Source organism: Chitinophaga agrisoli (genome assembly GCF_008386695.1).
Classification (GTDB): Bacteria; Bacteroidota; Bacteroidia; order Chitinophagales; family Chitinophagaceae; genus Chitinophaga; species Chitinophaga agrisoli.
The window spans coordinates 1-302 of the sequence record NZ_VUOC01000172.1 but is presented as its reverse complement, the minus strand read 5'-3'; the positions used below and the strand labels follow the sequence as shown (position 1 = coordinate 302).

General features: G+C 42.4%; 1 protein-coding gene. It reads left to right on the top strand.

Going from position 1 to position 302, the window contains the following annotated elements; translation table 11 throughout:
* Positions 1 to 302, top strand: a 302-nt coding sequence (locus F0L74_RS34850) for a PH domain-containing protein (protein ID WP_213087197.1), incomplete at both ends; no start/stop codon positions are given.

Here is a 302-nt window from a genome sequence, read left to right as displayed (position 1 = left end):
CAGACGGAGAGTTTTTCTCCCGATGAGGTTTCGGCTGCACCTTTGAATTCATGGGTGGATACTGATGGTCTGGTGTCGTCGTTGAATAATGATCCTAAACTTGGTTATCAAGGTGATACTCCGATAGTAACGGAGCCGGATGATGAGCCTGGGTGTAGTACTATGTTTCCTATACCTTTTGACCATGATATTAAATATATGTTGAGCGCATCCGGTCAGCGATGGTTGTCGGATTTGAAAAATCACTATGCGACTGAAGTATTATCAGGTTTTAGAAAGGTTTTAACGACTTATCAGGATCA